This window comes from Streptococcus sp. HN38 (genome assembly GCF_028335765.1).
GTDB lineage: Bacteria > Bacillota > Bacilli > Lactobacillales > Streptococcaceae > Streptococcus > Streptococcus suis_P.
Map to the genome: position 1 here is coordinate 833,708 of NZ_CP116604.1, position 25,132 is coordinate 858,839.

The following is a 25,132-nucleotide window of genomic DNA, read 5'->3' on the forward strand; positions in this document are numbered from 1 at the left end:
CTTTTTGATGGTTCTATTATAACAGTATTAGTTCAATAATACAAGTAGTTTTTCAAAAATTTTGAAAGATTTTCAGAAAAAATCAGACCTTCAATTGAAAGTCTGAACAAATTGTTTATTTATATGCTACAATACCTAAAATCACATCAACAGCTTTTTCCATGGTTTCCAAGCTGACGAACTCGAAGCGACCGTGCATGTTTTCGCCACCTGCGAAGATATTTGGCGTTGGAATGCCCATGAAGGAAATCTTGGAGCCGTCTGTTCCTCCGCGAACAGGCTCAATCAGTGGCTTGATACCTAGATTTTCCATGACGTCCTTAGCAATGTTAATTGGAGTCATATCTTTTTCGATGATTTTCTTCATGTTGTAGTACTGGTCATGTAGGTTGACAATGACACGTGGAGTGTCAAAATTGGCATTCATCTTTTCAGCGATGTCCAGCATGAGCTGTTTGCGGGCAAGGAAATCCTCTTCCTCAAAGTCGCGGATGATGTAGGAGGTAGAAGCAGTATCAACGCTGCCTTCCATATTCATCAAATGGAAGAAACCCTCATAGCCTTCTGTTTTCTCAGGGCGGTCTGCTTCTGGAAGGGCATTGTGGAAATCAATAGCCATTTGGAAGGCATTGATCATCTGGTCCTTAGCAGATCCTGGGTGGACATTACGTCCTAGGAAATCAATCTTGGCACCTGCTGCTGAGAAGGTTTCGTACTGGAGTTCCCCCAGCGGTCCGCCGTCCATGGTGTAGGCAAAGTCCACATCGAAGTCTTCCACATCAAACTTGTCTGCTCCGACACCGATTTCCTCGTCAGGACCAAAGCCGACACGGATTTCGCAGTGCTTGATGTCAGGATTTTGGACTAGGAATTCAATCGCTGTCATGATTTCTGCAATTCCTGACTTGTCATCAGAGCCTAGCAAGGTAGTACCGTCAGTGGTAATCAAGGTTTGACCGTGGTAGTTGGCAAGTTGTGGGAAGTCTTTTGGATGCAATTCGTAGCCAGAAGTTCCCAAAGCGATTGGGTTGCCGTCGTAGTTTTCGATGATTTGCGGATTGACACCTTCAGCGTTGAAATCAGCCGTATCCATGTGGGCGATGAAGCCAATCTTACGTGTCAAACTTGGGTCGTTGGCAGGCAGTGTTCCCACAGCAAAGCCGTTCGGTAGGTAGTGGACATTCTGTAAGCCGATGCGTTTCATTTCAGGCAGAAGGATATTCTGTGCAAACTCGACTTGGTTTTGGGTAGAAGGTGTAGTGGTCGAGTTTTCATCTGAGCGAGTGTTTTCTTTGACATAGACTAAAAAGCGGTCTAAGAGTGTTGGGTATTTCATAGTATCTCCTTATTTGTTCAAAATATGTTTTTCAATGGCTTTGGCAACGCCATTGTTTTCATTGGTGTCTGTGATGTCCTGGGCGATAGCCTTGACCTGCTCATTGGCGTTGCCCATGGCAATACCAAGTCCAGCAAATTCAATCATTTCCAGGTCGTTGTTGGCATCTCCCATAGCCATGATTTCTTCAGGAAGGATACCGAGGCGGTCTGCCAATTTTTTAAGGCCAGAAGCCTTGCTAGCTCCGTTTGGCAGAATTTCCAAGAGATAGTCCTGTGAACGAACGGTGGAATAGCGTTTGCTGAGTACAGGATTGTGTTGATTTTCAAAGGCATCAATATGCTCTTTTTCACCGACAAACATGGCTTCAAAGAAGCGATGCTGACCTGATTGGGCTTCCTTCAAATCAATTGGTTGAGGAGTCATGCCGACTAAACTAGCATCCAAGTTCACTCGGTCATTGGCTTTTTCCGCAAGAACGAAATAGTCTTCCTCATCAAAAAGAGAGATTTGCACATCATCATTTTCAATAAAAGTGGAAAGATAATCAATATCAGAGATAGATAGTTCTTCCCAGTCAATCAGGCTCCAATCCTTTGTCGAATGCGTTGAACAGCCGTTATTGACAATGATAAATTCTTCCTCGGTGTCAAAGCCGAGCTGCTCTACGAAAGGTTTAACACCAGCCAAGGGCCGACCAGTACAAAGAACAATCTTGACGCCCGCTTCAACAGCCTGATGAATGGCATCAATCTGTGGCTGCATCAGCTCTTTTTTCTCGTTTAAAAGGGTTCCGTCCATATCAAGAGCGATTAGTTTAATCATATAAACCTCCTTGTTTTCAATACATCTAGTATAGCATAAAATGAGAAAGGAATGATTGAAATGCTAGAAGAAATACGGTATAAAAATTGAGAATGGGCTGCTTACTGATGGTCAAAAATTATAAATATATATGGAACATTGGTTATAGACTGGTGTTTTTTGGTATAATAGAAGTATAGAATAGGAATATGATATGAAGATTAGTGTGAAGAAAGAGGCGGGGCACTACCTGCTCAGCATTTGCTATTCTGTGTCGGCTAGTTTGACAGAAGCTTGGGACTTGTTGGCGACAGATAGTGGTTTTGCTCGCTGGTTTCCACAGTTGAGGGTTGAGGGTGACAAGTTGATATTTGAAATGGAAGACTTCCGTGAAACCATGGATTTACTGGAATACCGAAAAAATGAGAAAATTGCCTACAGGTGGGATTCAGCAACAGTTTCTTTTGCACTGTCTCAGCTAGAAAATCAGACCTTGATTAGTTTTGAAGAACGAATTCCAGAAGATTTTGGTAATGAATTTGCGAATGCTCAAAAAGACATGACAGGATGGTTGGTGCAAAATGAATGTATCAAAAAATTCTTAGGAGGTCAGGAGCCACCTGTGCGTCAACCCTTGCAGGAAAAGTGGAAGACTTTTCTGGATCTTGAATTAGAAGGTCTGTGATCTGAAAGGAGGCTGTTATGAAAAAGTGGTGGGAACAACTGAAAGAAGAATATTACGAAACACGATTTGATTCTAATGAAGATTGGATGGAATGGTTTATCAAACGGAAGATGACCTGGGGCTGGAGATGGCCGACTGCCATAACGATTTTTGTCCTTTGGGCTCTATCACTTCCAGATGCTAGAAATGCGGTTCGTTTCTTTTATTTTTTATTGGCGCTGGGAGTAGCTACGGTTTTACATAAATTAATATCTTATTTGAAAAGAAGAAAGTGAGAGTATATGCATCAAATTACTTGCCCCCATTGTGGGACGGCCTTTCAGGTCAATGAAACAGAATATAGTCAGCTTTTAGCCCAGGTGCGTGGTGCGGAGTTTGACAAGGAAATCCACGACCGTTTGGAGCGGGAACGGGAATTATTAAGCCAGAAGGCTGAAAATGATTTGCAGGCTAGATTGAGTGATAAGGATAAGGAGATTCTGGAACTGACCGCAAAACTTGATAAATTTGCTAGTCAGACGGAACTGGAAATCAGCTCTGCTATTTCCCAAAAAGACCAAGAAATCCAAGAGCTTAAGGCTCAGTTGGGGCAAATCGGTCTCGCCAAGGACTTGGAGTTGCAGCAGGCGGTAGCTCAGGTGGAAAAAGAGCGGGATGCGGCACAAAATGCTTTGGTTTTGCAGGAACAAAAGCAAGAGTTAGCCCTGGCGACCACTCGTCAGGAGTACGAGGTACGGCTCAAGGCGGCGGATGAGCAGGTGGAATTTTACAAAAATTTCAAGGCCCAGCAGTCTACTAAAGCAATTGGAGAGAGCTTGGAGCAATTTGCTGAGGCAGAGTTTAACAAGGTTCGTTCCTATGCTTTTCCACGTGCCAAATTTGCGAAGGACAACGAAGTATCAGCGTCCGGTTCAAAAGGAGATTTCATCTTCCGTGATTTTGACGAGTCGGGCTTGGAATTTATTTCCATCATGTTCGAAATGAAAAACGAGGCAGATACGACCAAGACCAAGCATAAAAACGCTGATTTCTTTAAGGAGTTGGATAAGGACCGTCGGGAGAAAAAGTGTGAATATGCTGTATTAGTCAGCATGCTAGAGGCGGACAATGACTATTACAATACAGGTATTGTGGATGTTAGTCATGAATATGAGAAGATGTATGTTATTCGACCACAGTTCTTTATCCAATTAATCGGAATTTTACGAAATGCTGCGCTCAATAGTCTGCAATATCAGCAGGAGTTAGCCTTGGTTAAGGAGCAGAATATCGATATTACTCATTTTGAAGAAGATTTGGCGACCTTCAAAACAGCCTTTGCCAAGAACTACCAGTCAGCTAGCAACAATTTCCAAAAGGCTATTGATGAAATCGACAAGTCCATCAAGCGAATGGAAGCTGTCAAGGCAGCTCTGACCACCAGCGAAAACCAGCTACGACTGGCGAATAACAAGCTGGAAGATGTTTCTGTCAAAAAACTCACTCGCAATAACCCAACCATGAAAGCCAAGTTTGAGGCGTTGAGGGAGGAGGAAGATTAAGATTGAAAGTGAGAGTGGAGATATAGTGAAAGATAGAAAAATAATTTTGATTGATGGAGAGGACAAGTCAGAAAATATCGAGTCGCTTCAATCGATTCGTTACAAAGGGAAGCTCTACTTTGAAATTTATTTTAAAAATAATGTCCAACCTTATCGCTACAATGTGCAGAGAGTTGAGGTGCTGAAGTTTTCCAAACAGTTGAATCCTTCAGAGATAGGAGTTTATAGAAGGCAAGATGGGGTTTTATTAAATAATATTGAGTCAATGTTTGAATTCAATGGAACGCACTCACGGGCTTATATCATCCGCTACAAAAATGGCACTGGAAAATTATATATGGGTAGAGACCTAGAAATACGGCAAAATGAGTTGACACATTCGAATAGTCGTCATGTTTTTAGTTATTTGACGGAACTATCTAAGCTGAATCCTCTGAGAAACTCTGGGACTGATCAATTGCTCTTGTTAAAAAGGTATGAGGAATTGGATTACGTAGACAAAACAGTTGCTTTAGCGAGCTATCTAAGTCCCAGTAAGAAGAATAACTTGCCGTTTCATGGGGAACTGATTTTCCCTTTTGGTTGTAATAATAGTCAATATAAAGCAACAAAAAATGCCTTAATAAATCAATTTAGTGTCATTCAAGGACCTCCTGGAACTGGTAAGACACAAACGATTCTGAATATTATAGCTAATATAGTGATACGGAATAAGACGGTTCTAATTGTTTCTAATAATAATGCAGCCATTGATAATATTTACGAAAAACTAAAGAACTATGGTCTTGACTTTCCCGTGGCTTACCTTGGAAGTGAAAAAAATAAAAATAATTTTATTCTCAATCAGCATAGTATGTACCCTGATTTTTCTTCTTGGAGATTAAAAGATAATGGAATGGAAAGCCTTGATAAGGAATTAAATGAAAAGATTCGTAGGCTTCCTCGTATTTTTGAAATTCAGGAAGAACTGGCCAATCTGAGACAAGAACTTTCAGAATTAGAAACGGAATTTCGCCATTTCAAAGATTTTTTTGAGCACATAGATATATCGCCTATAGAATTAAACCTTTATTCTTCTAAGAAGTTATTTAAGCTTTGGAATGAATTTGAGGAATTCTATAAAAAGAATAAAAGGTTTGGTTTAATTTTTAAGATAAAAAACTTTTTATTATATGGTGTTAAAAACTGGGAACTTTATAAACAAGAATTGTCTGATTTGACAATACAATTTCAGAACCTATTTTACCAGCATAAACAAACAGAAATAAGGACTAAATTAGAAACTCTTCAAGAAGAATTGGTTCACTTAAATGGTACGGAAGTTTTAAACAATTTGACCAGTGATTCATTAAAGATTTTCAAAGATTTTCTAGTTAGTAAGTATGGGAATGAAAGAAATAGAGTACAGTTTACAAAGGAAGATTTAAGGGAACAATCGAAACGAGTTCTTCTAGAATATCCTATTGTTCTTAGTACAACATTTTCATCAACAACAAGTTTAGGAAAGGATATTACCTATGATTATTTAATCATAGATGAAGCCTCACAAGTGGATATTACAACTGGGGCACTAGCATTATCCTGTGCTAAAAATGTTGTAGTTGTTGGAGATAGTAAACAGCTACCGCATATTGTCACAAAAGATGTTAAAGAAAGTAGTGCTCAGCTTTTCCATAAATACGGTGTTCATAGTGGTTATGAATACACAAACAGTTTTCTTCAATCGGTACTAAAAGTGATTCCGAATATTCCAGAAACGCTATTACGAGAGCATTATAGATGTCATCCCAAAATTATCAATTTCTGCAATCAAAAGTTTTATAATGGTGACTTAGTGATTATGACAGGTGATAATGGGGAAAAAGATGTTCTTCAGGCTATTAGAACACCTAGGGGAAATCACGCTCGAGATCACTATAGTCAGAGAGAGATTGATATAATTCTGAAAGATGTTATTCCAAATTATGAAATCTATCGGGATCGGACAGGAGTTGTCACGCCTTATCGAAAGCAGAAAGAGAAGTTGCAAGAGCAAATTGATGATTTGGAAAGTGATACAGTTCATAAGTTTCAGGGAAAAGAAAAAGATACGATAATCATCTCCACGGTTGATAACAGCATAACACGTTTTACGGATGATCCGTACTTACTAAATGTGGCGATATCAAGAGCTAAAAATAAATTATTTCTTGTCATGACTGGGAATGAGCAATCGTTAGATAAAAATATTAGTGATTTATTGGGATATATACAATATAATAATTTTGAAGTAAGAGAGAGCCCTATATATTCCATCTTCGATTACTTATACAAACAGTATGAGCAAGAAAAGGAGGAATATTTTAGAAAACGAAAACGGATATCGCGATATGATTCTGAGAATTTAATGTATCATCGGATTAGGGAAGTGTTTGTGAGCGATGAAAAATATAATAGTTTAGATGTTATACATGACTATAAACTGCATAATCTTGTGAAGGATTTTACTCGACTAACAGAAGTGGAAGCCAAGTATGCAAGGCATGGAAATACGCACCTTGATTTTTTGATAATTAATAGACTTACCAAAGCCCCTGTACTTGCTGTAGAAGTAGATGGATATGCATTCCACAAAGGTAATTCTAAGCAGTTTGAACGTGATATTATGAAGGATAACATTTTGAAAAAATGCGACCTCCCTCTAATCAGGTTTAAAACAAATGAGAGTCAGGAAAAAGAAAAATTGATCGAAATATTGGATGGATTACTAGGAAGATAGCAATGAACATGATGACATTTTCCAATATTATAATGACAGCCACCCTGTCGAAGACATGATTTTCAAACGAACGCCAAGCCAGATTGGACGCCATGTGGAGCTCTGCCATCCTCCCAAAATAGTGGACAAGGTCAAGAAGATTTTTGAACTGCTCCGCACAGGGCAAAAAGACCAGGTTACCATGTGGTTCAAGTCCGAGAGCATGGGCAAGTTTGTCTATGTGGTCTATAAGGCTGTCCGCGATGACCAGGGAGAGTTTCAAGGCGTTTTGGAGTATGTTCAGGATATTCAACCATTTTTTGAGATTGATAGCGATTTTCATCGGGATATTTAGTATATCTAGTTTTTATCATCATTGAGGAGAAAAATAGGTAAAGATGGGCTAGTTGAAGATTCAGTTGATTACACTCCCATTCGTAAAAGCAAGGTGAAAAAATTTAGAGAATTTTTGAAAGAAATCAAGTTGTTGGAATGGTCTACCCTAAAATTAGAGGATAAAGATTATTATGATGCCCCCTTGACATTCTCCTATGGCTATGATGAGGAGGAAGAGGTCGGGATTGAAGAGGCTGTTACATATGAAGTGGCACCTTTTGGAGCCATGCGACGTATTCACAAGGAACTTGAGAATTTGATAGGTACAACCTTTGGTAGTTATCGTTTCTACGATGACTGATTATACCGGACCGCTCACAAGAGCGGTCCTTTGTGTTATAATGGAAGAATGATTTCAGGAATTATTAACGTAAAAAAAGAGGCAGGTATGACCTCGCATGATGTTGTTTTTAAGCTCCGCAAGATTTTGCAAGAGAAGAAGATTGGTCACGGTGGGACCTTGGATCCAGATGTGACAGGTGTTCTGCCCATTGCAGTCGGCAAGGCCACGCGCATGATTGAGTACATGCAGGATGAGGGGAAAATCTACGAGGGGGAGATTACCATTGGCTATTCGACCACGACAGAGGATGCTTCTGGTGAGATTGTTGAGCAGACACCGGTTTTGGACATAGCAGAGCAGGCAGTTGATGAGGCTATGGCTAGTTTTGTCGGGACCATTACCCAGATTCCACCTATGTATTCCGCCGTCAAAGTAAACGGCCGAAAACTCTACGAATACGCACGGGCGGGTGAAGAAGTTGAGCGTCCTCAACGCCAAATTGAGATTTATAGTTTTGAACGGACTAGTCCGATTGAACTAGCAGATGACTGTGCACGGTTCACCTTCCGAGTTCGCTGTGGCAAGGGCACCTATGTCCGTACTCTTTCTGTTGACTTAGGGGCTAAGTTAGGCTATGCCAGTCACATGTCTAAGCTGGAGCGTACAGGTTCAGCTGGTATGAGCCTGGCTGATGCCCTGACAATCGAAGAGATTGCTGAAAAGGTTGCTCAAAATGATTATTCTTTCCTCCGCCCTATTGAGCAGGGAATTGGTGACTTGCCCATTGTTGATTTGACGATTGAGCAAGTGATTGAGACTAGATATGGTCGTTTTATTACCTTAGATAGTCAGGCGGAATTGTTGGCAGGTTTTCATAAGGAGAAACTGGTGGCAATCATGGAAAAACGTGACCAAGTTTACAAGCCTCGTAAGGTTTTTCTAGAAGAAGTTTTAGCCTAGTTGTGATAAAATAAACAATATGAAGATTAGAACGATAAAAAATTATCAAGAACTCCATCAGGAAAAACCAACTGTTTTGGTATTAGGCTATTTTGATGGGATTCATTTGGGGCATAAGGCCCTCTTAGACCGTGCTAGACAAGTTGCAGATGAAAAAGGATTGTCAGTAACTGTACTTACTTTTCCAGAAACACCTCGTCTGGCTTTTGCGCGTTTTTCACCAGAACTTTTACTGCATTTGACCAGTCAAGATCAGCGTTACCACTTGTTGGAGCAATACGGTGTAGACCAGCTGGTTTTGACAGATTTTACCAGTGAGTTTGCAAGTAATACTCCTCAGCAGTTTTTAGAACGCTACATCAAGGGGTTGAACGCACAAGTCTTAGTGGCAGGTTTCGATTATCATTTTGGAAATTGCAGAGCAGATGTGACAGACTTGACAGAGTTATTTGATGGTCAGGTAGAAATTGTAAGTGAAGTGAGCCTGGGCGGAGAGAAAGTTTCTTCAACTCGTATTCGCCAAGCTATCCAGTCAGGGGATGTCTCTCTAGCTAATCAACTTTTAGGTTATCCATTTATGACAGAAGGTATTGTTGTTCATGGAGATGCCAGAGGGCGCACTATTGGTTATCCGACTGCAAATCTGGCTCCTTTTGACCGTGTCCATTTACCATCTGAGGGAGTCTATGTCGCTGATGTTGAAGTAGATGGAAAACGCTATCGAGCTATGACAAGCGTTGGGAAAAATGTGACCTTTGATGGAACGGAGATGCGGATAGAAGCCCATATTTTTGGGTTTGACCGCTTTATCTACGGAGAAAAAATAACTATTTTTTGGCTTGAAAAAATTCGAGATATGGTTAAATTTGACGGGATTGAAGGTTTGATGGAGCAGATGAAATCTGATGAGGAATTTGCCTTGCAATGGGAGAAATATGCTTAAACGATTGATTCGTCATCCTTTTTATGAGAAGGCTATGACCTACATAGCTGTAGTCTATGTATTTCTTATCGTACTTGAGTTGATGGATGCTAATATTGCCAATTCTAGTGGGTATCGGGTACTAGACTTGCTCTTATGGTTTGTTTTTGTCTGCGATTATTTTGCTCAGCTTTATTATGCGGATGACATACTTGAATATGTACAGGGCCATATCTTAGAATTAATTGCTATTATTCCATTCGATTTATTCTTCAGTTTTCTGCGCTTGGGAAGACTTGCACGACTCTTAAGATTAGTCAAAGTAACGAGAATATTTGCCCTGTCTAATCGATTCTGGGATACAATCAACAAGCTATTGCATACCAACAGTTTATCCAAAGTGTTGATGTTAAATATCTCAGCGGTTCTAGTTGCAAGTGTCTTACTATCAGTGATTGAAGAGAAATCATTCTTTGATGCACTTTGGTGGTCCATTGTAACGATGACAACTGTAGGGTACGGAGATATTGTCCCCCAAGATACGATTTCTAAAATTATAGCCATCCTCTTGATGTTGGTTGGTATTTGTACTTTTGGTATGGTTACCTCTACAATAACTCGTTTTTTCTCTGAAACAGAACGTGAAACGAAGTTGGATACCTTGATGGCAAAAATAGATGAACAAAACGAAATATTGCTACGCTTAGAGAAAAAAATAGAATCTTTGGAAAAATTACAGGGAAGAGATTAGATTTACTATTGAAAACTCTTTTAAGTTAGAGTATACTATAAGAAGAAAAATGTTTTTAGAGGGGATGGAAGACATGATTACTTTATTTTTGTCACCGAGTTGTACCAGTTGTCGTAAAGCTCGTGCTTGGCTGACAAGTCACGAAGTCCCTTTTATTGAGCACAATATTATGACTAGCCCTCTAACTGCTGAGGAATTGAAGAACATTTTAGCATTGACAGAAAATGGGACAGATGACTTGATTTCTACCCGTTCAAAAGTTTTTCAGAAACTAGATATTGATGTTGATGAGCTTTCTGTGAAGCAGCTTATTGGGTTAATCGAAACCTATCCGAGTCTCTTACGACGTCCGATTATTTTGGACGAAAAACGGATGCAGATTGGTTTTAACGAAGATGAAATTCGTGCATTTCTTCCGCGGAAGTATCGCAAACAAGAACTAAAAAATGCTACATTGAGAGCAGAAATAGGATAAGAAAGATAACTGATATGAACAAAAATTATTCATATCCACTTGATTTTTCGTGGAGCACAGAGGAGATTTCCTCCGTGCTTTCTTTTTTGAATCAGGTGGAGGCAGCTTATGAAAAAGGAGCAGATGCGGTAGCTATATTAGCTAGTTATAAAAGCTTCAAAAATGTTGTTAAAAGTAAGGGACAGGAACGTCAAATTGATCGTGACTTTGAAGCAGTTTCTGGTTATTCAACCTATCGAGTTGTTAAGGCTGCTCGAGATAAAGGGAAAGGAGTTATTCGTTTTGGAAACTAAGTATCACTTTGCCCAAACGATTGTCCTGGAGGCTGGAAATTTTCTCCGACAGCATTTACATGATGATCTTCAGATTGAAGAAAAAGGTGACTTTACAGACTTGGTAACACACCTTGATAAACAAGTGCAAGAAATGTTGACTCAACAGATTCAATCTCGCTATCAAGGTGATGGGATTTTAGGCGAGGAAGGTGGGGACGTTTCTTCTATTCATGAGGGAAATGTTTGGGTTATTGATCCAATTGATGGCACCACAAATTTTATTGCTCAGAAAACTGATTTTGCCATTATGATTGCCTATTTTGAAAATGGAGTAGGAAAGTTCGGTATCATTTATGATGTCATGCGAGACAAACTTTTCCATGGGGGAGATTCATTCCCTGTTTATTGCAATCAAGAACGCTTAAAAAAACCAGAGCTGCGCCCTCTTCGCCAGAGTTTGATAGGAATCAATGCAAAGTTGTACGCAGGCAATGCACATGGAGTGGCAGAATTAGCAAATCAAAGTTTAGGTACAAGATCTGTAGGAAGCGCTGGGATTGGTTTCACCCAAGTTCTGGAAGGAAGATTATTTGCCTATGCTTCTTATCTGTATCCATGGGACTACGCAGCAGCCAGTATTATTGGTTCCTCTTTAGGCTTAGTCATGTTAAGTTTTGAGGGTCCGAGTCTGGCCTATGATAAGCGAGAGTTTGTTATGCTAGTATCAGAATCCCATCTTGAGGAAGTGAAGGGGTATATATTCTAATGCAATTACCACAGGATTTTATAGATAAATATAATCATTTGCTTGGTAGTGAAGCCCAAGCATTTTTTGAGAGTTTTGAACAAGACGCAATCTCAGGATTTCGCACAAATCCTCTTAAAGAAAGCCAATTGGACTTTGAGCAACCAATCCCTAATATGACTTGGTCATACTATGGTAAGATTTCAGGGAAGTCTCCAGAACATGTAACTGGCTTAGTCTACTCACAAGAGCCAGCTGCACAGGTTGTCGGTCAGATTGCAGCCCCGGAAAAAGGGATGAAAGTATTGGACTTGGCAGCAGCGCCAGGAGGAAAGTCTACCCACTTGCTTTCATACTTAGAAAATACGGGGCTCTTGGTTAGTAATGAAATTTCTAACAAACGAGCAAGGATATTGGCTGAAAATATTGAGCGTTTCGGAGCGAGGAATGTTGTTGTAACAAATGAATCAGCAGACCGCTTGGAAAAGGTCTTTCCAGGATATTTCGATATGATTGTCCTAGACGCTCCCTGTTCTGGTGAAGGGATGTTTCGAAAAGACCCCGATGCGATTCAATATTGGTCCAAACATTATCCAGCACAATGTGCAAGCTTACAGCGTGAAATTTTAGAATCGGCCTTGAATATGTTGGCTCCAGATGGTCAATTGATTTATTCTACTTGCACTTGGTCACCAGAGGAAAATGAAGAAGTAGTGACGTGGCTCTTAGAACAGTATGATTTGGAACTAATAGACATTCCCAAAATCAATGGCATGGCAGAAGGAGTCGGTTATCCAGAAGTTGCTCGTATGTATCCCCACCATTTTGCAGGAGAAGGTCAGTTCGTTGCCAAATTTAGATTTCTAGGGGAAGCCAGTCAGAAAAAATTAAAACCAGGAAAATCCAATTTGAATAGAGAACAACAAGCTCTCTGGAAAGAATTTGAACAGAAGCATTTAAGGGTTCAATTGGATGGTTTACTGCAGGTTTTTGGCGACAATCTCTATCTACTGCCACACGGCCTTCCTGATTTGTCAAAAGTAAAGATTGCTCGAAATGGTCTTCACTTGGGGACGTTTAAGAAAAAAAGATTTGAACCAAGTTTTGCTTTAGGTCTAGCACTCCATAGTTCGGAGGTTAAAAATCGAGTGGAAATCAGCTCAGAAGAATTCTCGTCCTATACTGCTGGACATACAATAGCTGTGTCCAAGGATTTAGCTAATGGCTGGTATCAGGTAGCAGTTCAGGGGAACGGTCTTGGTTTCGCAAAAATTGTATCTGGAACGCTTAAAAACGGCTTTCCAAAAGGGTTGAGATTTTAAAATAAATCAGCAAATTTTTTTTGCAACTTGTCTTTTTATATGATATAGTGGATGAGTGGAAATATCTTGTAAATTCTATGTAAAATACAGAGTTAATTTTAGGAGATTCCACTGAAAAATGTAAAGGAAAAAACGAAATGAAAAAAAAGCAGAAGCTTGGAATTGTAGCTTTGTTTCTTTTGAGTAGTATGGCTCTTTCGGGTTGTTCTTCTTGGATCGATCGAGGAGAGTCTATTACAGCCGTAGGTTCGACAGCGCTTCAACCACTTGTTGAGGCAGCAGCAGATGAATTTGGTAGTGTCAATATCGGTAAATCCGTCAACGTTCAGGGTGGAGGGTCAGGTACTGGCTTGTCACAGGTTCAGTCTGGAGCAGTTCAGATTGGTAACTCTGACGTATTTGCTGAGGAAAAAGAAGGGATTGATGCCAGCAAATTGGTAGACCATCAAGTTGCCGTTGCAGGTCTTGCTGTGATTGTCAATGAAAAAGTCGCAGTTGATAATATTACCACAGAAGATCTTCGTAAGATTTTCACTGGTGAGATTACCAACTGGAAGGAGCTTGGTGGCAAGGATTTGGAGATTTCAATCATCAACCGTGCAGCTAGTTCAGGTTCACGTGCGACCTTTGATAGTGTTATCATGGATGGACAAACCGCAACTCAGAGTCAAGAACAAGATTCTAACGGTATGGTAAAATCTATTGTTGCTCAGACACCAGGTGCAATTTCCTACCTATCATTTGCTTATCTAGATGATTCCGTTAAAACAATTAAGCTAAACGGTTTTGAACCAACTGCTGAAAATGTAGCAACAAATGATTGGCCAATTTGGTCCTATGAGCATATGTATACGATGGGAAATGCGACTGATTTGACAGAAGAATTTTTAGATTACATGATGTCAGATGAGGTTCAAGATGGTATCGTTGAAAGTATGGGATACATTTCTATCAACGATATGAAAGTTGTGAAAAGTGCTGATGGCACGGTGACTGAGAAGGAGTAAGCATGAAAAACGAACAACTAGCAAAAGAGTTATCGTCTCCATCTAAAAACTCTCGATTAGAGAAGTTTGGTAAGGTAATTACATTCCTTTGTCTATCATTGATTGTCTTTATTGTTGCAATGATTTTGATTTTCGTTGCGCAGCGTGGATTATCGACTTTCTTTGTTGACGGTGTGAGCATCACTGATTTCTTATTTGGAAGCAAGTGGGAACCAAGCTCGAAAATATTTGGCGCCCTGCCAATGATTTCAGGTTCTTTCATTGTTACGATTCTGTCAGCTGTTGTTGCGACCCCTATCGCAATCGGTGCAGCAGTCTTCATGACAGAAATATCACCAAAACGTGGTGCAAAAATCTTACAACCTGTTATCGAACTTTTGGTTGGTATTCCATCGGTTGTATATGGTTTCATTGGTTTGCAAGTAGTTGTGCCATTTGTACGTTCAATCTTCGGTGGAACAGGTTTCGGTATCTTATCGGGTGTATTTGTACTTTTCGTTATGATTTTGCCAACAGTAACCTTTATGACGGTTGACAGTTTGCGTGCAGTACCTCGTCACTACCGCGAAGCAAGTTTGGCAATGGGAGCCACTCGTTGGCAGACGATTTGGCGTGTTATCTTGAATGCTGCTAAGCCAGGTATTTTTACTGCCGTTATCTTTGGTATGGCGCGTGCCTTTGGTGAAGCCTTGGCTATTCAGATGGTAGTGGGGAACTCTGCGGTTATCCCGACTTCCTTGACAACGCCAGCAGCGACTTTGACTTCTGTTTTGACAATGGGTATCGGTAATACGGTTATGGGAACTGTTCAGAACAACGTCCTATGGTCCTTGGCCCTAGTCTTGCTCTTGATGAGCCTTATCTTTAACATGATTATGAAATTTATTACAAGAGAGGGTAAGAAAAACTATGCACGCTAAAAAATTTGATAAATTGGCGACTGGTATTCTTTACTCAATCGCTGGTGTGATTGTCGTTATCTTGACGTCACTGATTCTTTACATCTTACTACGTGGTCTGCCACATGTAAGCTGGGATTTTTTGACAAGTAAATCTTCATCTTACAAAGCTGGTGGTGGTATTGGAATTCAGCTCTACAACTCATTCTTCCTATTGGTTGTAACGCTCTTAATTTCTGTTCCCTTGTCAACCGGTGCAGGTATTTATTTGGCTGAATATGCTAAAAAAGGTCCATTGACTAACTTTATCCGTACCTGTATTGAGATTTTGTCATCCCTACCGTCCGTTGTCGTTGGTTTGTTTGGTTACTTGATTTTCGTAGTACAGTTTGAGTACGGTTTTTCTATCTTATCAGGTGCCTTGGCTCTTACAGTCTTTAATTTACCACAGATGACGCGTAACGTAGAGGACAGCCTTCGTCACGTTCACCATACACAACGTGAAGCAGGATTGTCTCTTGGTCTATCACGTTGGGAAACTGTTCTCCATGTTGTTATTCCAGAAGCACTTCCAGGGATTGTAACAGGCATCGTCTTGGCATCTGGTCGTATCTTCGGTGAGGCAGCAGCTCTTATCTACACGGCTGGTCAGTCAGCACCAGCTCTTGACTGGTCAAACTGGAATCCATTGAGTGTTACGAGTCCGATTTCTATCTTCCGTCAATCAGAAACCCTTGCGGTTCATATTTGGAAGGTCAACAGCGAAGGGACAATCCCAGATGCAACTCAAGTGTCAGCTGGTTCAGCAGCCATCCTCTTGGTATTCATCTTGATTTTCAACTTTTCTGCACGATATATCGGTAAGAAACTTCATGCGAAAATGACTTCAGCAGCCTAGAAGTCTGACTTATAAGGAGAAAAAATGGCAGATTACAACTGGAATGAACGCCATATCATTACTTTTCCAGAGGAGAATATCGCCCTTTCGACAAAAGATGTTCATGTTTACTATGGTAAAAATGAAGCAATCAAGGGCATTGATATGCAGTTCGAAAAAAATAAAATTACAGCCTTGATTGGACCATCAGGGTGTGGGAAATCAACCTATCTTCGCAGTCTTAATCGTATGAATGATACTATTGATATTGCTAAGGTAACCGGTCAAATTCTTTATGAAGGAATCGACATCAATAGACCAGATATGAACGTTTACGAAATTCGTAAGCATATCGGAATGGTATTCCAACGTCCCAACCCATTTGCAAAATCGATTTATCGTAACATTACATTCGCACATGAACGTGCAGGTGTGAAAGATAAGCAGGTTTTGGATGAGATTGTTGAAACTTCTCTGAAACAAGCAGCCCTTTGGGATCAGGTAAAAGATGACTTGCACAAGTCAGCCTTTACCTTATCAGGTGGACAGCAACAGCGTTTGTGTATTGCACGAGCTATCTCTGTAAAACCACAAATCTTGCTTATGGATGAGCCTGCATCAGCCTTGGATCCAATTGCGACTATGCAGTTAGAAGAAACTATGTTTGAATTGAAGAAGGACTACACCATTATCATTGTTACGCACAATATGCAACAAGCAGCTCGTGCAAGTGATTACACAGCTTTCTTCTATCTGGGTAACTTGATTGAATATGATAAGACAGCAAACGTCTTCCAGAATGCAAAACTCAAGTCAACTAGTGACTACGTTTCAGGACATTTTGGATAGAAAGGGAACAAATGACATCACCTATTTTACAAGTAAAAGATTTGTCTGTTTACTATAACAAGAAAAAAGCCTTGAATAATGTGTCAATCGATTTCTATCCAAATGAAATTACTGCTTTGATTGGACCATCTGGTTCTGGTAAGTCAACCCTCTTGCGTTCTATTAACCGTATGGGAGATTTAAACCCAGAGGTAACATTGACAGGTGCGATTGATTACAACGGAAAGAACATATACAGTCCTCGTACGGATACTGTTGATCTTCGTAAGGAAATCGGTATGGTATTCCAACAACCAAACCCATTCCCGATGTCTATCTACGAGAATGTCGTTTATGGTTTACGTATTAACGGTATCAAGGACAAGCAGGTCTTGGACGAAGCAGTTGAGCGTTCTTTGATTGGTGCTTCTATTTGGAATGAAGTGAAAGATCGCTTGCATGACTCAGCAGTTGGACTTTCAGGTGGTCAGCAGCAACGTGTATGTGTGGCCCGCGTATTGGCAACAAGCCCAAAAATTATTTTGTTGGATGAGCCAACTTCAGCCCTTGACCCAATCTCAGCTGGTAAAATTGAGGACACACTTTATGGTCTGAAAGATAAGTATACAATGGTGCTAGTAACACGTTCTATGCAACAGGCATCACGTATTTCAGATCGAACAGGTTTCTTCCTTGATGGCGATTTGATAGAATACAATCTGACAAAAGAAATGTTCTTGAATCCTGCCAATAAAGAAACAGAAGACTACATTACAGGTAAGTTCGGCTAAGGCCTATAAGAAAAAGAAAGAGGTTCACATGTTAAGAGCTCAATTTGAAGAGGAATTAGGAAAACTTCATAACCAATTTTACGCCATGGGGAACGAAGTGTTGGCACAAATCAACAATGCCGTTCGTGCTTTTACAACTCATGATCGTGAATTAGCAAAAGAAGTCATTGAAGCAGATAAGAAAATTAATGCTTTCGAAGTAAAATTGGAGAAAAAATCACTTGAAATCATCGCCCTTCAACAACCAGTTTCTACAGATTTACGGAGTGTTATCACTGTTTTAAAAGCAACCAGCGACTTGGAGCGTATGGGGGATCATGCTGTGTCTATTGCAAAAGCTGCTATTCGGATGAAAGGCGAAGTTCGCATTCCTGTAGTCGAGGAAGAAGTCAAGAAAATGGGGAAAGAAGTTCGCAAACTTGTTGAGGAAACGCTCGAACTATATCTAGCAAACTCTGATGTTGAGGTCGCTTATGAAGTGGCAGCTCGTGACGAAATCGTCAATGACTTTTATTCAGCCATCCAAGAATTAACAACAGAAGAAATCAAGAAGAATCCAGAATCCTTGGTTGCTGGTCGTGACTATTTCCAAGTGTTGACTTACTTGGAACGTGTTGGTGACTATGCTAAAAATATCTGTGAGTGGGTTGTTTACTTACGAACAGGCGACATCACTGAATTGTAAGATGGAAGTCCGAAAGGACTTCTTTTAGTTTGCTTTAAGGAAAATGCAATGAATCTTTAGCTTGGTTTAAGTTTCTCATTCTATACTGTTCGTGTCATCAGGTGAGTAAAGACTCGCTATGATAAAATTTTATTGAAAAGAGGAATTTTATGTCAATAATCAATCAATTAAAGTCACAGTCGAAAACAGTTTTGGCAGCGGTTGCTATTACGGCAGCAACTGTAGGTTTTGCTGGAGGTATGAGCATTTCAAAATCTTCAACAGCTGTATCGACACAAAGCCAAGCTGCATTAGCTCAGAATGGAGCAATGAACGGACAAGCTAATTCAATCGCAGGTAATCAAATGCCGCCCGCCTCTAATGGTGGTATGCAAGGCATGCCCCCTGGTCAAAATGGAAACACTCAAGGCCTGCCTCCAGGACAGAATGGGAATAGTCAAGGTATGACTCCACCAGATGCAACAGGCGAAACAACCCAAGGAATGCCATCGGGTCGAAACGGTGAGATGCGTGGTATGCCACCTGGTCAAAATGGCAATACCCAAGGCATGCCCCCTGGTCAAGGGACAACCCCTCCAGATGCTACAAGTGATGCAACACAATCAAATACTTCCTCAGATGAGGTAAATGCTTTAAAAAAGAAGAATCAAGAAATAAAATCCCAAATTTCAGGTAGTTCTAGCACTTCAAACCAATAGGAAAAATTTGAGATAAGTGGTATAATAAATTAAACTCTGACAGAAATGCAGAGGCAACTTATTAAAGTGAAAAAATATGTTCAAAGACCAAGTTTTTACTTGTGTCTTTGAATTGTCTTTTGGATATTAGGTTAAGGAGATAGACATGATTAAGATTTTGTTAGTAGAAGACGATTTAAGCCTATCCAATTCAGTTTTTGACTTCCTAGATGATTTTGCGGATGTTATGCAGGTTTTTGATGGTGAAGAAGGAATCTATGAAGCGGAAACTGGTGTGTACGACTTAATTTTATTAGATTTAATGTTACCTGAAAAAGACGGCTTTCAAGTCTTGAAAGAGTTACGTGAAAAAGGTGTTACAACTCCTGTTCTGATTACAACAGCCAAGGAAAGTCTAGAGGATAAAGGCCATGGTTTTGAATTGGGCGCTGATGACTACTTGACAAAACCGTTTTATTTAGAAGAATTGAAGATGCGAATTCAAGCTCTATTAAAACGAGCGGGTAAGTTTAATGAAAACACACTAACTTATGGGGACGTGACCGTTGACTTATCGACAAACTCTACAACTGTAAATGGCGAAGAAGTTGAATTGCTAGGAAAAGAATTCGATCTACTAGTCTACTTTTTGCAAAATCAAAATGTTATCTTACCCAAAACTCAAATTTTTGACCGTATTTGGGGATTTGACAGTGACACTACTATTTCAGTAGTAGAAGTATATGTTTCTAAAATTAGGAAAAAGTTGAAAGGAACGACCTTCGGGGAAAATCTTCAAACCCTACGTAGTGTCGGATACATTCTAAAAAATGCCTAAGCGATTAAAAAAATTAATGTACACGGATAAATTTTCCTTCTTTATCCGTTATTTTGCAGTATTTACCCTGATTTTTGGCTTGATGACAGCTATCATTTTTCAATTAATGCGTTCAACTATGTATCAAAATTCAGATAATACCTTGAAACGGATTAAGGAAGAGCCAGCGATGGCTGTTGGTTTTGCAATCGCAAGAACGTATGAGCCTAACTCTGTCTTTATACTTCAAGATAGCCCAACTAGTGAAGAAACGACGAGCTCTAGCTCAGATAGCATGCCTGTTCCTAAAGATCAAAAAAATACTAGAGATGTAGATCAGCTGAAATTAGGTATCAATACTCATGTCTTACTCTATAGTAAAAGTGGAGAAATGGTCAATCCAGATACTTTTACTGGTTTGGCCGACCTACCGTTAGATAAGGAAAAATTGGGCGAAATTAAGGAAGCAACGGTTGAATCAAGTTTCGGTATGTCTGAAGATTATCGCTATGTGACGATTGAGCTGGCTACAGATGAACTAGGTTATTATTCGTCCTATGATATAAAATATGCGACAATTTTAGTGAATGTCAGCCAAATAAAATCCTCCATTGAGACCTATGAATCGACAGTTGCTATTGTTATGGTATCAGCTTGGCTCATTTCTATCTTAGCCAGTATTTACCTATCGAATCTTAGCATGCGTCCAATTCTAATCAGTTATCAAAAGCAAAAAGACTTTGTTGAAAATGCTAGTCATGAGTTACGTACGCCGTTGGCTGTTCTCCAAAATCGCTTGGAGAGCCTGTTTCGCCATCCCGAAGCGACGATTTTAGAGAGTAGTGAAAGCATCGGATCTAGTTTGGAAGAAGTTCGAAATATGCGATTATTGACAACGAACCTGCTCAATTTGGCTCGTCGTGATGATGGCTTAAAAGTCGATATGATCGATGTCCAACCCAACTATTTTGATGAAATCTTTGCTAATTACCTTATGATTGCTGAAGAAAATGGAAAAACACTAACAGTTAATAATTTGATTCATCAGCCGATTCGAACAGACAAGGTCCTGATTAAACAGTTGCTTACCATTTTATTTGACAATGCCATGAAGTATACCGACGATGACGGCAGAATTCAAATTACAGCTAATATCAAGGATAAATCTGTCTACTTCACAGTTGCCGACAATGGTTTGGGAATCAGCGATGCCGATAAGAAGAAAATCTTTGATCGCTTTTATCGAGTTGATAAGGCCAGAACGCGTCAAAAAGGTGGTTTCGGTCTAGGATTATCGCTGGCTCAACAAATTATCAAGACATTAGGTGGGAAAATCTCTGTTAGAGATAACCAACCGAAAGGAACTATTTTTGAGGTAGGATTACCTAAATAAAACAATATTATTAGGCTAGGAAAATTCTAGTCTAATTTTTTTGTGTAGTTCGTCAGAAGCCTCCTGATTATGTTATACTTAAACAAGAATGGAGGTAAATATGAGGAAAGTTTCTCGTGGCGTTTTAACCGTATTAATATCGGCGACAGTCCTTTCTGCTTGTTCAGGAGGAGGACAAGAGCTGAGTGAACGTTTGGAAGCAGTTAAAATTGAATTTTCTAAAAAAAAAAAAGCAACTAGAAGCAGAATTAACAGCATTAAAAGAAGAGGTTCAAGGAAATTTCTACTACCAACAATTGGATACTGATAAGGAACGTCGTGTCTATCTCCAATTTGTTAATGGGCTCAGCAAGCGGATGCAAGTGATCGATATTGATTCTGTTAATGATGAAATATATTCGCGCGTCTATTTTTCTGTCGCTCATGATTATCCAGAATTTTACTGGCTAACAGATGAAGCGGCAATGAGTGGCGGAGTTGATATATTGGATTTAGAAGAGCCAGCGTATCCGACTGATTTATCTCCTACACGAAATAAAATAGAAGAGGAAGTGAATAAGATACTTGCTCAGGCACCAACAGGGTCGGACTATGAGAAAGTTAAATATTTTTACGAGGTGATTATAAAGCAAACGGATTACGACCTTGAAGCCCTACAAACCAACTCTGTCACGTGGAGAAGCCAAGGAATTACCAGTGTGCTATTAGATAAGAAATCCGTTTGTGCGGGCTATAGTCGCACCTTCCAATATCTATGTAAAAAAGCAGGCATTGATTGTATCTATGTCACAGGTATTGCAAAAAATGGGCAAAACGGTGAGTTTGGGCATGCTTGGAATCTAGTCAAGATAAATGGACAATACTATGGTGTCGATACGACTTGGGGAGATCCAGTTTTTGATCAAGCTATAAGTGGAGAAGCGCATACAGATATTTCATACGATTATCTATGTGTCCCTGATGAAATATTAGAGAGAAGTAGAATTGCTGATACCGACCTACTCGACTACTGGGGAGAAGAACAATATTACGAACCTAGAGCATTGACCTATCCAAAGTGTACAGATAATTCATTGAATTACTATGTTCAAAAGGGAGTTTATTTCACAAGTTTTGATGAAGCTGCAGTTTTACAGTCCCTCACTGACCAGCGACTACAAGGTACGGATAAAGTAGTCTTGCAATTCGGAACAGCAGAAGCAATGCAACAAATGATTACATTGGCCTCTACTGAAAATAATGCTATTTTTCAGGCTTTGGGAGATGTAGGAGAGTATCAGTACTATTATAATGACCAAACCTATACATTTGAACTGGCAGATTGGTTCTAACGAATTAGTTTGAATCTCAAGGAGCGTGCTCTTCCCTAATAATAAAAAAATAGGGAGTGGGAAAGACATCATGGTGGCTCCGTCCTTACCTACAGAATAATGAAAACAAACATAAAGTCCTCACTAGGTGTATAATCTTAGTGAGGGCTTTGTGGTTGACGAGTTTATGATGTTATACTATTCAAAAAACAAAAACTAACCTATAATAGATTTATGAAACTTACTATCGAACAAACGAAAGAATTAAAAACTTATTTGAAAGATAAAACCTATTCTCCATTTCATAGACGACTTCAAGTTATCTTGTTCAGAGCAGAAGGTCTTAGCTATAAGGAAATCACTAACCTCATCGGCTATTCAAAGTATACAATCTGGTCCTTACAGCGCAAGTACGAACTTGAGGGGATTTCAGCTCTAGTAAGAGAAACGCGAGGTGGACGGAACCGTCAATATTTAACCCTTCAAGAAGAGGAAGCGTTTCTAAAAGAACAGTTAACAGCCTCACTAAATGGCGAATTTGTGACGATAAACTCTCTCTATGAAGCTTATCAGAAACGGGTTGGACACCCTACGACCAAGGAAGGATTCTATGCCATTCTTAAACGCCATGGTTGGCGCAAAGTGACGCCAAGACCAGAACACCCTAAAAAAGCAGACGCCGAAACGATTCTAGCGTCTAAAAATAAAATCTTCATTCACGAAAACAGGAAAGCGCTTCAAGAATAGTCGTCGCTATCATAAAGTCAGGCTAATGTATCAAGATGAGGCGGGTTTCGGTCGGATCAGTAAAATTGGGAAGGCCTGGGCACCAAAAGGGGTGAGACCGCATGTACATAGTCACTATATTCGTGAGTATCGCTATTGCTATGGTGCTGTTGATGCCCATACAGGAGAGTCCTTCTTCATTATCGCTGGGGGCTGTAATACAGATTGGATGAATGTTTTTCTCAAACAACTATCTGAAGCTTATCCTGACGATTATATTTTATTAGTGATGGACAATGCCGTTTGGCATAAATCAAGTACCTTAGAGAAACCACATAATATTGGTTTTGAGTTTATTCCTCCCTATACTCCTGAAATGAATCCAATTGAACAAGTTTGGGCTGAGATTCGAAAGAGAGGGTTTAAGAATAAAGCTTTTAAAACACTAGACGATGTGATAAACAAGCTTCAAGAAGTAATACGAGAGTTAGATTGGTCTATTTTAAAACCAATTGTTAGTAGACAATGGTTTAAAAACACTTGACTGGTTTGTTTTTGATTTTTGTTGAGTATTATTCATCGAGGGAAAACTGTTCCACTTTGTCCGATGGAAAAAATAAAAAAAGGAAACCCAAAGGTTTCTCTTTTAATTAAGCAAGTTTTGATGCAAGACGTGCTTTGTCGCGGCTTGCTTTGTTTTTGTGAATCAAACCTTTAGTTTCTGCTTTATCGATTGCTGAACTAGCAGCACGGAAAAGCTCTTCAGATGGGTTAGCTTCAAATGCTTTGATTGCAGTACGCATAGCTGATTTTTGTGCTGAGTTTTTCTCGTTTTGTTTAACGTTCAATTCAGCGCGTTTGATAGCTGACTTAATGTTTGCCAATGGTTTCACCTCCACCCTTTCTTGTACTAACTATACCATTATATCTGAAAAGAGTATTTTTGACAAGTGAAATTTATTTTTTTAGATAAATTTTATCAATCTCATGGTTTTCGGCCTTATGAAGAATAATATCAGCACGGTTTCTGGTTGGTTCAATGAATTTTTCTAAGTTAGCTAGATTAATATTTTTCCAAGTATTCTGGGCAATAGATAGAATCTCAGGGTACGTCATCTGGGTAAAACGATGGTAATAGTTGTTAGGGTCGTTTTTTGCCAATGTCAATAATTTTTGGAATCGCTCCAAGTACCAGGTTTCAATATGCTCCACATCAGCGTCAACGTATATAGATAGGTCAAAATAGTCACTGACATAGAGGCGCTGGTTTTGTGGATTTTGAAATACATTGATTCCTTCAACAATCAAGAAATCTGGAGACTTAATATCCTGAGTTTTGTTGGGGACAATATCATAGATTTCATGTGAATAGACAGGAATTTGGCAGTCGTAGCCGTTTTTTATCTTATCAAGGAAATCAATCAATTTCTCCATGTCATAGGACTCAGGAAATCCCTTTTTATTTAACAGTTGCCGTTCTTCTAAAACCGCATTTGGCTGGAGAAAACCATCTGTTGTCACTAATTCAACCTTGGCGTGTTTAAATGTCCGAGCGATAAGAATTTGCAGCAATCTACTAGTTGTTGATTTGCCGACAGCAACACTTCCAGAAACGCCAATGATAAATGGTTGTGGCTTGATAGTCTTCTGTAGAAATAAACTCTTCGTAAAATTTAGGTCTTTGCGTGCTTTCCGATAGATATGGATAAGATTAACCAAAGGAAGATAGATGTCAGAAACCTCATGTAATTGAATGCGGTCGTTAAAACTTTTAATAGAATTTAGTTCACTTTGACTAAGTGGAATGGTAGTCTTACGATGTAGTTGTTGCCAAGTGGCTCGGTCAATTTGTTCAAAATTTAAAAATTCGTTTTTCATACATAATTCTTC

The 25,132-nt window shown here is 39.6% G+C and carries 26 protein-coding genes and 3 pseudogenes; 25 read left to right on the forward strand and 4 right to left on the reverse strand.

Annotation, left to right across the window (positions count from 1 at the left end; genetic code table 11):
• Window positions 1-115: 115 nt before the first annotated feature.
• A complete protein-coding gene (pepT, locus tag PHA78_RS04145; RefSeq protein WP_024415822.1) occupies window positions 116-1,336 on the reverse strand; it encodes a peptidase T in 1,221 nt (406 codons plus the stop codon).
• A 9-nt stretch (window positions 1,337-1,345) separates the two neighbouring features.
• Window positions 1,346-2,161 (reverse strand): Cof-type HAD-IIB family hydrolase, encoded by an 816-nt coding sequence (locus tag PHA78_RS04150; RefSeq protein ID WP_125070260.1) that lies wholly within the window; start codon window positions 2,159-2,161, stop codon window positions 1,346-1,348.
• 193 nt (window positions 2,162-2,354) lie between these two features.
• Here PHA78_RS04150 and PHA78_RS04155 point away from each other — a divergent pair, with 193 nt between their 5' ends.
• The 25 genes and pseudogenes from PHA78_RS04155 to PHA78_RS04270 all read left to right on the forward strand — a co-directional run.
• Window positions 2,355-2,825 carry an ATPase gene (locus tag PHA78_RS04155; RefSeq protein WP_044767948.1) on the forward strand — a complete coding sequence of 157 codons (471 nt, stop codon included), beginning with the start codon at window positions 2,355-2,357 and terminating at the stop codon, window positions 2,823-2,825.
• A gap of 17 nt (window positions 2,826-2,842) precedes the next feature.
• Entirely contained in the window at window positions 2,843-3,100 is a 258-nt protein-coding gene (locus tag PHA78_RS04160) for a hypothetical protein (RefSeq protein WP_002940881.1), read from the forward strand.
• Between the two features lie 6 nt (window positions 3,101-3,106).
• The gene (locus tag PHA78_RS04165; protein WP_272158470.1) at window positions 3,107-4,366 is read left to right on the forward strand and encodes a DUF2130 domain-containing protein; all 1,260 of its coding nucleotides are present in this window, start codon (window positions 3,107-3,109) and stop codon (window positions 4,364-4,366) included.
• Window positions 4,367-4,391: 25 nt separating this feature from the next.
• On the forward strand, window positions 4,392-7,124 hold the full coding sequence (locus PHA78_RS04170) for an AAA domain-containing protein (RefSeq protein ID WP_272158471.1): 2,733 nt from the start codon (window positions 4,392-4,394) through the stop codon (window positions 7,122-7,124).
• Window positions 7,125-7,134: 10 nt separating this feature from the next.
• Window positions 7,135-7,458 (forward strand): annotated as a pseudogene (locus tag PHA78_RS04175) (PAS domain-containing protein); the annotation flags it as partial.
• 93 nt (window positions 7,459-7,551) lie between these two features.
• A complete protein-coding gene (locus tag PHA78_RS04180) occupies window positions 7,552-7,800 on the forward strand; it encodes a hypothetical protein (protein ID WP_228377811.1) in 249 nt (82 codons plus the stop codon).
• A 51-nt stretch (window positions 7,801-7,851) separates the two neighbouring features.
• Window positions 7,852-8,742, forward strand: coding sequence for a tRNA pseudouridine(55) synthase TruB (gene truB / locus PHA78_RS04185; protein ID WP_272158563.1), 891 nt, complete (start codon window positions 7,852-7,854; stop codon window positions 8,740-8,742).
• A 19-nt stretch (window positions 8,743-8,761) separates the two neighbouring features.
• The gene (locus PHA78_RS04190; RefSeq protein WP_272158472.1) at window positions 8,762-9,685 is read left to right on the forward strand and encodes a bifunctional riboflavin kinase/FAD synthetase; all 924 of its coding nucleotides are present in this window, start codon (window positions 8,762-8,764) and stop codon (window positions 9,683-9,685) included.
• Complete coding sequence (locus PHA78_RS04195; protein WP_272158473.1) at window positions 9,678-10,415, forward strand: potassium channel family protein; 738 nt, start codon at window positions 9,678-9,680, stop codon at window positions 10,413-10,415. Before PHA78_RS04190 ends, PHA78_RS04195 begins: the two co-directional genes overlap by 8 nt.
• Window positions 10,416-10,488: 73 nt before the next feature.
• The gene (locus PHA78_RS04200; protein WP_009909989.1) at window positions 10,489-10,890 is read left to right on the forward strand and encodes a Spx/MgsR family RNA polymerase-binding regulatory protein; all 402 of its coding nucleotides are present in this window, start codon (window positions 10,489-10,491) and stop codon (window positions 10,888-10,890) included.
• 14 nt (window positions 10,891-10,904) lie between these two features.
• Window positions 10,905-11,183, forward strand: a complete 279-nt coding sequence (locus PHA78_RS04205; protein WP_024375672.1) for a UPF0223 family protein — start codon at window positions 10,905-10,907, stop codon at window positions 11,181-11,183.
• On the forward strand, window positions 11,173-11,931 hold the full coding sequence (locus tag PHA78_RS04210) for an inositol monophosphatase family protein (protein ID WP_029187988.1): 759 nt from the start codon (window positions 11,173-11,175) through the stop codon (window positions 11,929-11,931). The genes PHA78_RS04205 and PHA78_RS04210 overlap by 11 nt, the downstream gene beginning before the upstream one ends.
• Entirely contained in the window at window positions 11,931-13,232 is a 1,302-nt protein-coding gene (locus PHA78_RS04215; protein WP_029187989.1) for an RsmF rRNA methyltransferase first C-terminal domain-containing protein, read from the forward strand. Before PHA78_RS04210 ends, PHA78_RS04215 begins: the two co-directional genes overlap by 1 nt.
• Before the next feature lie 137 nt (window positions 13,233-13,369).
• The gene (locus PHA78_RS04220) at window positions 13,370-14,239 is read left to right on the forward strand and encodes a phosphate ABC transporter substrate-binding protein PstS family protein (RefSeq protein WP_029187990.1); all 870 of its coding nucleotides are present in this window, start codon (window positions 13,370-13,372) and stop codon (window positions 14,237-14,239) included.
• Between the two features lie 2 nt (window positions 14,240-14,241).
• Window positions 14,242-15,159, forward strand: coding sequence for a phosphate ABC transporter permease subunit PstC (gene pstC, locus PHA78_RS04225; protein ID WP_002937619.1), 918 nt, complete (start codon window positions 14,242-14,244; stop codon window positions 15,157-15,159).
• Entirely contained in the window at window positions 15,149-16,036 is an 888-nt protein-coding gene (gene pstA / locus PHA78_RS04230) for a phosphate ABC transporter permease PstA (protein WP_029178759.1), read from the forward strand. Before pstC ends, pstA begins: the two co-directional genes overlap by 11 nt.
• A 24-nt stretch (window positions 16,037-16,060) precedes the next feature.
• The gene (pstB, locus tag PHA78_RS04235) at window positions 16,061-16,864 is read left to right on the forward strand and encodes a phosphate ABC transporter ATP-binding protein PstB (RefSeq protein ID WP_029187991.1); all 804 of its coding nucleotides are present in this window, start codon (window positions 16,061-16,063) and stop codon (window positions 16,862-16,864) included.
• A gap of 11 nt (window positions 16,865-16,875) precedes the next feature.
• Window positions 16,876-17,634 (forward strand): phosphate ABC transporter ATP-binding protein PstB, encoded by a 759-nt coding sequence (pstB, locus tag PHA78_RS04240; protein WP_002937614.1) that lies wholly within the window; start codon window positions 16,876-16,878, stop codon window positions 17,632-17,634.
• 28 nt (window positions 17,635-17,662) lie between these two features.
• Window positions 17,663-18,319, forward strand: a complete 657-nt coding sequence (phoU, locus tag PHA78_RS04245) for a phosphate signaling complex protein PhoU (protein ID WP_002940865.1) — start codon at window positions 17,663-17,665, stop codon at window positions 18,317-18,319.
• A gap of 149 nt (window positions 18,320-18,468) precedes the next feature.
• Window positions 18,469-19,017 (forward strand): hypothetical protein, encoded by a 549-nt coding sequence (locus PHA78_RS04250; RefSeq protein WP_257213254.1) that lies wholly within the window; start codon window positions 18,469-18,471, stop codon window positions 19,015-19,017.
• 145 nt (window positions 19,018-19,162) lie between these two features.
• A complete protein-coding gene (locus tag PHA78_RS04255; protein ID WP_014637852.1) occupies window positions 19,163-19,834 on the forward strand; it encodes a response regulator transcription factor in 672 nt (223 codons plus the stop codon).
• Complete coding sequence (locus PHA78_RS04260; RefSeq protein WP_099807063.1) at window positions 19,827-21,206, forward strand: sensor histidine kinase; 1,380 nt, start codon at window positions 19,827-19,829, stop codon at window positions 21,204-21,206. The genes PHA78_RS04255 and PHA78_RS04260 overlap by 8 nt, the downstream gene beginning before the upstream one ends.
• Before the next feature lie 185 nt (window positions 21,207-21,391).
• Window positions 21,392-22,537, forward strand: coding sequence for a transglutaminase domain-containing protein (locus PHA78_RS04265; RefSeq protein ID WP_272158475.1), 1,146 nt, complete (start codon window positions 21,392-21,394; stop codon window positions 22,535-22,537).
• Window positions 22,538-22,750: 213 nt separating this feature from the next.
• Window positions 22,751-22,939, forward strand: a pseudogene (locus tag PHA78_RS12540) (helix-turn-helix domain-containing protein); the annotation flags it as partial.
• A pseudogene (locus PHA78_RS04270) lies at window positions 22,940-23,786 on the forward strand (IS630 family transposase); the annotation flags it as partial.
• A 106-nt stretch (window positions 23,787-23,892) separates the two neighbouring features.
• Here PHA78_RS04270 and rpsT read toward each other — a convergent pair.
• Both rpsT and coaA read right to left on the reverse strand, forming a co-directional pair.
• Window positions 23,893-24,141, reverse strand: a complete 249-nt coding sequence (gene rpsT, locus PHA78_RS04275) for a 30S ribosomal protein S20 (protein ID WP_012027069.1) — start codon at window positions 24,139-24,141, stop codon at window positions 23,893-23,895.
• A gap of 58 nt (window positions 24,142-24,199) precedes the next feature.
• A complete protein-coding gene (gene coaA / locus PHA78_RS04280; RefSeq protein ID WP_099807285.1) occupies window positions 24,200-25,120 on the reverse strand; it encodes a type I pantothenate kinase in 921 nt (306 codons plus the stop codon).
• Window positions 25,121-25,132 lie beyond the last annotated feature (12 nt).

Coding starts and splice junctions, on each gene's coding strand:
- PHA78_RS04150 (WP_125070260.1), bottom strand. CDS start 2,161: ATGATTAAACTAATCGCTCTTGATATGGACGGAACCCTTTTAAACGAG.
- pepT (WP_024415822.1), bottom strand. CDS start 1,336: ATGAAATACCCAACACTCTTAGACCGCTTTTTAGTCTATGTCAAAGAA.
- PHA78_RS04255 (WP_014637852.1), top strand. CDS start 19,163: ATGATTAAGATTTTGTTAGTAGAAGACGATTTAAGCCTATCCAATTCA.
- pstC (WP_002937619.1), top strand. CDS start 14,242: ATGAAAAACGAACAACTAGCAAAAGAGTTATCGTCTCCATCTAAAAAC.
- PHA78_RS04220 (WP_029187990.1), top strand. CDS start 13,370: ATGAAAAAAAAGCAGAAGCTTGGAATTGTAGCTTTGTTTCTTTTGAGT.
- PHA78_RS04165 (WP_272158470.1), top strand. CDS start 3,107: ATGCATCAAATTACTTGCCCCCATTGTGGGACGGCCTTTCAGGTCAAT.
- PHA78_RS04250 (WP_257213254.1), top strand. CDS start 18,469: ATGTCAATAATCAATCAATTAAAGTCACAGTCGAAAACAGTTTTGGCA.
- PHA78_RS04215 (WP_029187989.1), top strand. CDS start 11,931: ATGCAATTACCACAGGATTTTATAGATAAATATAATCATTTGCTTGGT.
- pstB (WP_029187991.1), top strand. CDS start 16,061: ATGGCAGATTACAACTGGAATGAACGCCATATCATTACTTTTCCAGAG.
- PHA78_RS04160 (WP_002940881.1), top strand. CDS start 2,843: ATGAAAAAGTGGTGGGAACAACTGAAAGAAGAATATTACGAAACACGA.
- PHA78_RS04205 (WP_024375672.1), top strand. CDS start 10,905: ATGAACAAAAATTATTCATATCCACTTGATTTTTCGTGGAGCACAGAG.
- pstA (WP_029178759.1), top strand. CDS start 15,149: ATGCACGCTAAAAAATTTGATAAATTGGCGACTGGTATTCTTTACTCA.
- coaA (WP_099807285.1), bottom strand. CDS start 25,120: ATGAAAAACGAATTTTTAAATTTTGAACAAATTGACCGAGCCACTTGG.
- PHA78_RS04195 (WP_272158473.1), top strand. CDS start 9,678: ATGCTTAAACGATTGATTCGTCATCCTTTTTATGAGAAGGCTATGACC.
- phoU (WP_002940865.1), top strand. CDS start 17,663: ATGTTAAGAGCTCAATTTGAAGAGGAATTAGGAAAACTTCATAACCAA.
- pstB (WP_002937614.1), top strand. CDS start 16,876: ATGACATCACCTATTTTACAAGTAAAAGATTTGTCTGTTTACTATAAC.
- PHA78_RS04260 (WP_099807063.1), top strand. CDS start 19,827: ATGCCTAAGCGATTAAAAAAATTAATGTACACGGATAAATTTTCCTTC.
- PHA78_RS04190 (WP_272158472.1), top strand. CDS start 8,762: ATGAAGATTAGAACGATAAAAAATTATCAAGAACTCCATCAGGAAAAA.
- PHA78_RS04200 (WP_009909989.1), top strand. CDS start 10,489: ATGATTACTTTATTTTTGTCACCGAGTTGTACCAGTTGTCGTAAAGCT.
- PHA78_RS04155 (WP_044767948.1), top strand. CDS start 2,355: ATGAAGATTAGTGTGAAGAAAGAGGCGGGGCACTACCTGCTCAGCATT.